This window comes from Rhodococcus sp. CX (assembly GCF_015865005.1).
Lineage (GTDB): Bacteria > Actinomycetota > Actinomycetes > Mycobacteriales > Mycobacteriaceae > Rhodococcus.
In genome coordinates, this window is record NZ_JADZGH010000010.1 from 2,955 (window position 1) to 9,455 (window position 6,501).

A 6,501-nucleotide genomic window follows, 5' to 3' on the forward strand; every position below is an offset into this window, starting at 1 on the left:
ATCGCGAACGCGGTGCGGAGTTTCCTCGCCGATCCGACCATGTTCGGAGCCTAGACCGACGAGCACGGGTTGAACGGGAACATTCGACACTGTCGGACCGCACGGTCCACGGACCCGCCGTGACCTCTCGCACGACCGGTCCGGAGAATGCGGAGCATGGGACGTACCGAACGCGGATATTTCACGGAGGTCGACGGCCGGTTCGTGCCGACCGAGTTGGCGATCAGTCCCTGGTCGTCGGACATGCTGCTCGGTCCGTGCGTGTGCGGCCTGTTCGCCCGGGAACTCGAGAACCGGCATGCGGTGGAGAACTGGGTGCCGTCGCGGCTCACCGTCGATCTGTTCAAACCGGTGCGCACCGATCCCGTGACGGTCGAGACGACCCTCGTGCGCGACGGCAACCGCATCCGGGTGGCCGATGCACAGATGCTGCAGAACGGTGACGTGGTCGCGCGCGCGACCGTCGTGTATCTCCGTCCGTCGGAGCAGCCGCCCGGAACGGTATGGACCCGCGACGAACATCCGGCGCCGCCGTCGAGTCGCACGGATGACCCGGAGACCGGATTCGTGCCGACCTGGTTCGGCAGCGACGACCACCCGGAGGGTTGGTCGCAGATACGGTCCGAGCATCAGAATTCGAGCCGTAAACGCATGTGGGCCAGACAATTTCCGGTGATCCTCGGCGAGAAGATGTCGCCGTTCGTGCGGACCGCGATCGTCGGCGAGGGCACGAGCCTGGTCACCAACTGGAGCGAGCAGGGCGTCGGATACATCAACGCCGACCTCACCCTGACCCTGTCGCGGCTGCCGGTCGGTGAGGAGGTCGGGGTCGAGGCCGATCACCACATCGGCGAGGACGGTGTCGCCGTCGGCACATCGGTGCTGTTCGACAGCCGCGGCCCGTTCGGCGCCGGCATGGTGGTGGCACTGGCGAACAAACACCGGCAGGTCGACTTCGGCTGAGCCGGCCCGCCGTCCTCGCGCACCCCCGTCTTTCTCCGAGCGAGCGGTACATTCGGTCGATTGAAGGAGACGAGCGATACATTCGCTCGGAAAAACGGGGCCGCGCGCTCGGAAAACGGGGGTCGGAAAACGGGAGCTGTCGGTCCCTACCCGTCCGCGTCGGGTACGTCCTCGATCGCGATGGTCGCCGCGTGCAGGGTGCCGTCGCACCGGTCGCAGACGAGTCTCGGCAGGAACGGCGCCCCGCATCCCAGGTGCACCGTTTCGAGCGCGGGGCCCTCGGGCGCGTGGAACCAGCGTTGTCCCCACGCGATCATGCACGCGATGACGGGGAAGAACGCCAGGCCCTTGTCGGTGAGGTGATAGGTCACCCAATCGGCCCGGCCGGGATGCGGGCGCGGCGCGAGCACGTCGAGTTCGGTGAACCGCCGGAGCCGATCGGTGACGACCGCCGGCGGTGCCCCCATCTGCTCCGCGAATTCCCCGAATCGGGTGGCGCCGCGGTGCGCGGAGCCCAGCAATGCCGCCGACCAGCGGTTGCCGACCAGTTCCATGGTGTGCGGGACGATGTCCGGGGTGCGGGCCGCACGCCCGGAGCGACGACGACCGGCCGCGGCGGGCACACACCGCGACCACTCGCCGCTCGGTCCGGTCCGCACGCTCACGTCGTGCGCGTCGGCCGGGGCCCCGCACGCGGCGCAGACGAGCCGCGGCACGAACAGCTGCCCGCACACGGTGTGGCGCCGACGCGGCAGACGCGCTTCCGCATCGGCCGACCAGCGCTGCTCCCACGCCCACATGCTCACGAGCACGGTCCACACGCTGCGTCCGCGCGCGGTGAGCACGTACTCGTGGCGTACCGGTTGCTGCTGGTAGGCGACCTTCTCGAACAGCCCGGCCTCGGTGAGCCGGCCCAGCCGCGCGGTCAGCACCGCGTGGGAGATGGGACCGCGTGCGATCCAGTCGCCGTACCGCCGTGCGCCGAGCAGTGCCGAGCGGAGGATCCACAGGTTCCATTCGTCGCCGAGGATCCCGAGGGTCACCGCGAGCGCGTTGTCGCCGCCCGGTTCGAGCGTGGTGAACGTGGTGGTGCCGGGCACCGGGGCAGCCTACAAGCCGATCGTGCTGCCCGGCCGGTCGTCCTCACGCCAGCCGGGTAGCGACGATCCGGCGGCCCATGTCGAATGCGTGCCGCTCGAGATCCGCTCGGGCAGCTGCATCCGCGCGACGGGACCGTCGGCGACGTTCTGCGCATCGAACACGAGGCATTCGGAGCGGTCCTCGTTCATGTCGGTGACGAGGGTGACGAGGTAGCCGTCGTCCTCGGACGTCGACCCGATACGGGGCGCCATCACGGTTTCGCTGCCGAACACGCCGTCGCCGAACGCGTAGTGCTCCTCGTTGCCGGTGAGCACGTCGTGCTTGACGAGGCCGTCGAACAGGAACCAGCCGGGCACGCCCGTCGCCGCGTAGGTGTAGCGGTGCTGTACTCCCGCGTGGTGCGGGTTGATCATTCCGAATTCGGTGATCGACTCGGAGAGCCGTTCCTCCTTCACCTGCCCGGTGCGCAGGTTCAGCTGCCACCGGTGCAGGTGGGTGCCCATGCGGTCGAGGGCGAGGGACCGGAACAGACGCTTGTAGATGTTGCCGTTTCCGTCGTCGGCCGGTTCGGGGTCGCTCTGGTGGAAGCCCTCGAGGACGATCTCGTCGCCGCTCTCGTAGGCATTGGTCCAGTGCAGGACGTAGGTGGGGTCGGCGTCGAACCACACGATCTCGTCGGAGTTGCCGCGGCGCGGGATCACCCCGAGCCGCATCGGCATGTCCGGGTGGTACTTCGGGACGTACCGGCCGCGTTCGAGGAGTTGCGGCAGCCAGAACAGCGGGCAGTCGTTGAGGATCGCGTAGTTCTCGGTGAAGGCCATGTCGTGCGGAAGGCGCGGACCGGGCAGTTCCACGTCGACGTAGTGCACCAGGCGGTCCTGTGCGTCGACGACGCCGTAGTGCATGTAGGGCGCGTCGGTGGTGTAGTCGAAGAACAGCATCTCGCCGGTCCGCTCGTCGACCTTCGGGTGCGCGGAGACACCCGCGGACGGGAAATCGCCGTGCCACGTGGACTTTCCGAGCGTCTCGAGCGTGGTCGGATCCAGCCGGTACAGCTCACCGCACTGCCAGAAACTCGACAGCGCGACCCCGTTGTGCACGGTGATGTCGGTGCTCGAGCCGTCCTTCATGCGACCGCGCGCGCCCCAGCCGTCCTGCCGGATCGAGTTCTCGGGCCGCTCGGCGATGCCGGCCCACAGCGGGCCTCCGGCCTCCTGTTCGGCGAGAAAGCCGTCGGTACGGACGAATCGGTTGCGGTAGAACGCTTTTCCGTCGCGGAATCCGACGGCGTGGATCATGCCGTCGCCGTCGAACGGATGGTAGAGACCCTCGAGTGCGGGATGCGCCGGGTTCTCGGTGTTGCGCAGGTAGACGCCGTCAAGGTCGGACGGAAGTTTGCCGACGACGGTGAGGCCGTCGGCGCGCCACTCGGTGTGCTGCGGCCGCCACGGGCCGGTGCGGTACGGGTGGTCGTCGTTCTCCGGCAGCGTGGTCAGTACGCGTCCGAGTACTTCGATGTCCATGACGTCTCTTCCCTGGGTCGACGAGGCGGTCGTTCGGGGCGAACGGCGACCACAACTACAGTTAACAGAGTGACGGGTCAGGAGGCAAGGCTCCGCCCGTGTGCCTTTGTGGCGGCAGGGACCGCCGCAAAGGCACACCAGCTCCGCCTACATCAATGCCCCCGCCAGCTCCCGATACGCGGAACTCGCGAACGTGAACGGGTCGCCGGTGAGCACCTGGATCGCGACCTCGTCGGCCCCGGCCTCGTAGTGCTTTTCGATCCCAGCGACCACGGTGTCGAGATCACCCCACGGAATCAGCGCATCCAGGAGCCGGTCGCTGCCGACCCCGGCCAGGTCGTCGTCGCCGTAGCCGAGGCGACGAAGGTTGTTCGAGTAGTTCGGCAGCGCCAGGTAGCCGCGCATGTACTCGTGCGCGATCGCGCGGGCGGTGTCCTCGTCGCGCTCGAGCCCCACCGCGACTTCCGGGGCCAGCAGGGGGCCGTCACCGAGGAGCTCCCGCGCCTGCGCGGTGTGCTCGGCAGGGACGAAGTAGGGGTGCGCACCCGAGGACCGCTCGGCGGACAGGGTGAGCATGCGCGGGCCGAGCGCGGCCAGCACCCGACGCTCCGCCGGCACCCCCTCGGCATCCAGGGCGTCGAGGTACTCGACCATCCGGCTGTACGGCTTGGCGTAGGTGTTCGCGCCCTTGGCCTCGACCACCGGCGCGTGACTCGTGCCGAGGCCCAGCAGGAAACGGCCCGGATGGTTCTCCTCGAACCCGCGGACGGTTTCGGCGGTGGCCGCCGGCTCGGCGTGCCAGATGCTCAGGATGCCGCTGGCGACACCGAGACGTGTTGTCGCATCCAGTACTTCGCCGTAGATCGACGGAACGCCGTCCCCGAATCCGCCGGACGTCCACAGCCGCGAATACCCCAGTTCGTCGAGTTCGCGCGCCGCGTCCAGCGCCGCCTCCCGGGTTTTCCCGCTCAGCCAGAAACCGCCACCCCACACACTCACCTGTCGTGTCATGACCCCGACAGTAGCGGCGTGACGGGTCAGGCGAGACCGGACAGCAGCGGCGGCGAGTTCTCGTCACGCCACCCGATGGCCTCGATCAGCGGCGCCAGGTCGTAGTCGGGACCGCTGGCGCCGACGGTGAACAGCGTGACCCCCGCATCCGCGTACGCGGCGGCCTGGTCGACGCCGGGCCATGGCACAGACCGTTCGATCTCCGACGCGTGCCGGCCGATCTCGGCGCACCGCTTCTCGACGATTCCCCACTTCTCGACGTGGGTGCCGAGGTCACCGAAGCTGTGCCAGATGTTGCTGTACTTCGCGACGAGCGGCAGGGTCTTCCGCGGGCCACCACCGCCGATGAGGATCGGGATATGGCGCGTCGGGGCCGGATTCAGCTTGCCGAGCCGCGCGGTGATGCGCGGCAGATACTCGGCGAGCAGAGCCAGCCGCGAACCCTTGGTCCCGAAGTCGTAGCCGTACTCCGTGTAGTCCTTCTCGAACCAGCCCGCCCCGATGCCGAGGATCAGCCGCCCACCGCTGATGTGGTCGACGGTGCGGGCCATATCGGCCAGCAGATCCGGGTTGCGGTAACCACCACAGGTGACGAGCGCGCCGAACTCGACGCGTTCGGTCTGCTCGGCCCAGGCGCCGAGCATCGTCCAGCACTCGAAGTGAGCACCGTCGGGGTCGCCGGTGAGCGGATAGAAGTGGTCCCAGTTGAACACGATGTCGACGCCGGCGTCCTCGGCGCGCAGGACGGTGTCGCGGATGACGCCGTAGTCGGGCTGGTGCTGGGGCTGGAGTTGGAGTCCGATGCGGATGGGGCGCGTCATGGAAACCACGGTAGGACCACCGATCGCCTCCTGCATCCGAAACCGGATCAGCGGCTGCCGCCGAGCGCGGCGAACTGCGGCTCGAGTCCCACGAGGAACGTCTCGAGCGCGAGCTCGAAGCTGTCGTGATCGATCTCCGCGGCGCGCTCGGCGAGGCGGTGCGCGTCCGACAGATGCGGGTAGCGGTCGTCGTAGGTGTCGCGGTCGCCGCGGAATCCGCCGGCGAACGACGCGATCGCGGCGCCGAGCACGATGTACTTCACGGACGCGCCGATGAGGGTGGCGGTGCGGGGTGGCCAGCCCGCGCGGGTCAGACCGCCGTGCACGGCATCCGCCCGGTCGAGAGCACCCGGGCGTGTGCCGGGACTCGAGGCGAGGTACGGAACCATGTTGGGATGCGCGGCCAGCGCCGCCCGGTACGAGCGGGCCCACGTGCGCAGCGCCTCCCGCCAGTCCCCCGTTTCGAAACCCGAGACGTCGACGTCGTCGGCGATGAGGTTGCCGATGTCGTCGAGCAGCGCGTCCTTGGTCGGGTAGTGCGTGTAGAGCGAGGGCGCGCGGACTCCGAGTTCGGTGGCGATCCGGCGCATCGAGACGTCCCCGAGGCCGTGCTCGTCGATCATGCGCAGGGTGGTGTCGCGGATCAGCTGCCGGCTCAGCAGCGGTGTCCGGGGCCGGGCCATCGGCATCCTCCTCGAAGCGGGGACCTGGACGTCCTAACAGTGTACGGTTTATCGTCGGGGCGACGCGGAGCCGCCGCGTGTCCGCGTCCATCACCGGGACGGAAGGCCATCATGAATCTGACGCTCACCGACGAGGAACTCGCATTCCGCGACGAACTGCGCACGTTCTTCACCACCGAGATCCCCGCCGAGCTCCGCGAACGCGTGGCCGCAGGCCGCCCGCTCGGCCGCGACGACATCGTCACCAGCCAGCGGATCCTCAACGCGCACGGCCTCGCCGTGCCGCACTGGCCCGTCGAATGGGGCGGCAAGGACTGGACCTCGGTCCAGCGGCACCTGTGGCTCGACGAACTGCAACTCGCGTCCGTCCCCGACCCGCTGCCGTTCAACACCGCGATG

General features: G+C 68.8%; 7 protein-coding genes. 2 read left to right on the forward strand and 5 right to left on the reverse strand.

What is annotated here, in order from left to right; genetic code table 11:
* Nucleotides 1-156 precede the first annotated feature (156 nt).
* Nucleotides 157-963 (forward strand): acyl-CoA thioesterase domain-containing protein, encoded by an 807-nt coding sequence (locus tag I0Q12_RS00825; protein WP_197250150.1) that lies wholly within the window; start codon nucleotides 157-159, stop codon nucleotides 961-963.
* A gap of 146 nt (nucleotides 964-1,109) precedes the next feature.
* On the opposite strand, the gene I0Q12_RS00830 is transcribed toward I0Q12_RS00825, so the two are convergent.
* The 5 genes from I0Q12_RS00830 to I0Q12_RS00850 all read right to left on the reverse strand — a co-directional run bounded on the left by I0Q12_RS00830 (nucleotide 1,110) and on the right by I0Q12_RS00850 (nucleotide 6,102).
* Nucleotides 1,110-2,063, reverse strand: a complete 954-nt coding sequence (locus I0Q12_RS00830) for a helix-turn-helix domain-containing protein (protein WP_197250151.1) — start codon at nucleotides 2,061-2,063, stop codon at nucleotides 1,110-1,112.
* A gap of 9 nt (nucleotides 2,064-2,072) precedes the next feature.
* Nucleotides 2,073-3,587 carry a carotenoid oxygenase family protein gene (locus tag I0Q12_RS00835; RefSeq protein WP_197250152.1) on the reverse strand — a complete coding sequence of 505 codons (1,515 nt, stop codon included), beginning with the start codon at nucleotides 3,585-3,587 and terminating at the stop codon, nucleotides 2,073-2,075.
* Nucleotides 3,588-3,734: 147 nt separating this feature from the next.
* Nucleotides 3,735-4,598: an LLM class F420-dependent oxidoreductase gene (locus I0Q12_RS00840; protein WP_197250153.1), complete on the reverse strand. Its 864-nt coding sequence runs from the start codon at nucleotides 4,596-4,598 to the stop codon at nucleotides 3,735-3,737.
* 26 nt (nucleotides 4,599-4,624) lie between these two features.
* On the reverse strand, nucleotides 4,625-5,419 hold the full coding sequence (locus tag I0Q12_RS00845) for an LLM class F420-dependent oxidoreductase (protein WP_197250154.1): 795 nt from the start codon (nucleotides 5,417-5,419) through the stop codon (nucleotides 4,625-4,627).
* Between the two features lie 47 nt (nucleotides 5,420-5,466).
* Nucleotides 5,467-6,102 carry a TetR/AcrR family transcriptional regulator gene (locus I0Q12_RS00850; protein WP_197250155.1) on the reverse strand — a complete coding sequence of 212 codons (636 nt, stop codon included), beginning with the start codon at nucleotides 6,100-6,102 and terminating at the stop codon, nucleotides 5,467-5,469.
* Between the two features lie 111 nt (nucleotides 6,103-6,213).
* Here I0Q12_RS00850 and I0Q12_RS31625 point away from each other — a divergent pair.
* Nucleotides 6,214-6,501 (forward strand): acyl-CoA dehydrogenase family protein (locus I0Q12_RS31625; protein WP_231609782.1); only part of this gene is annotated, 288 nt, incomplete at its 3' end.

Bases quoted from the DNA above. Each gene is read 5' to 3' on its own strand.
- I0Q12_RS00825 (WP_197250150.1), top strand. From the start codon at position 157: ATGGGACGTACCGAACGCGGATATTTCACGGAGGTCGACGGCCGGTTC.
- I0Q12_RS00835 (WP_197250152.1), bottom strand. From the start codon at position 3,587: ATGGACATCGAAGTACTCGGACGCGTACTGACCACGCTGCCGGAGAAC.
- I0Q12_RS00840 (WP_197250153.1), bottom strand. From the start codon at position 4,598: ATGACACGACAGGTGAGTGTGTGGGGTGGCGGTTTCTGGCTGAGCGGG.
- I0Q12_RS00845 (WP_197250154.1), bottom strand. From the start codon at position 5,419: ATGACGCGCCCCATCCGCATCGGACTCCAACTCCAGCCCCAGCACCAG.
- I0Q12_RS00850 (WP_197250155.1), bottom strand. From the start codon at position 6,102: ATGGCCCGGCCCCGGACACCGCTGCTGAGCCGGCAGCTGATCCGCGAC.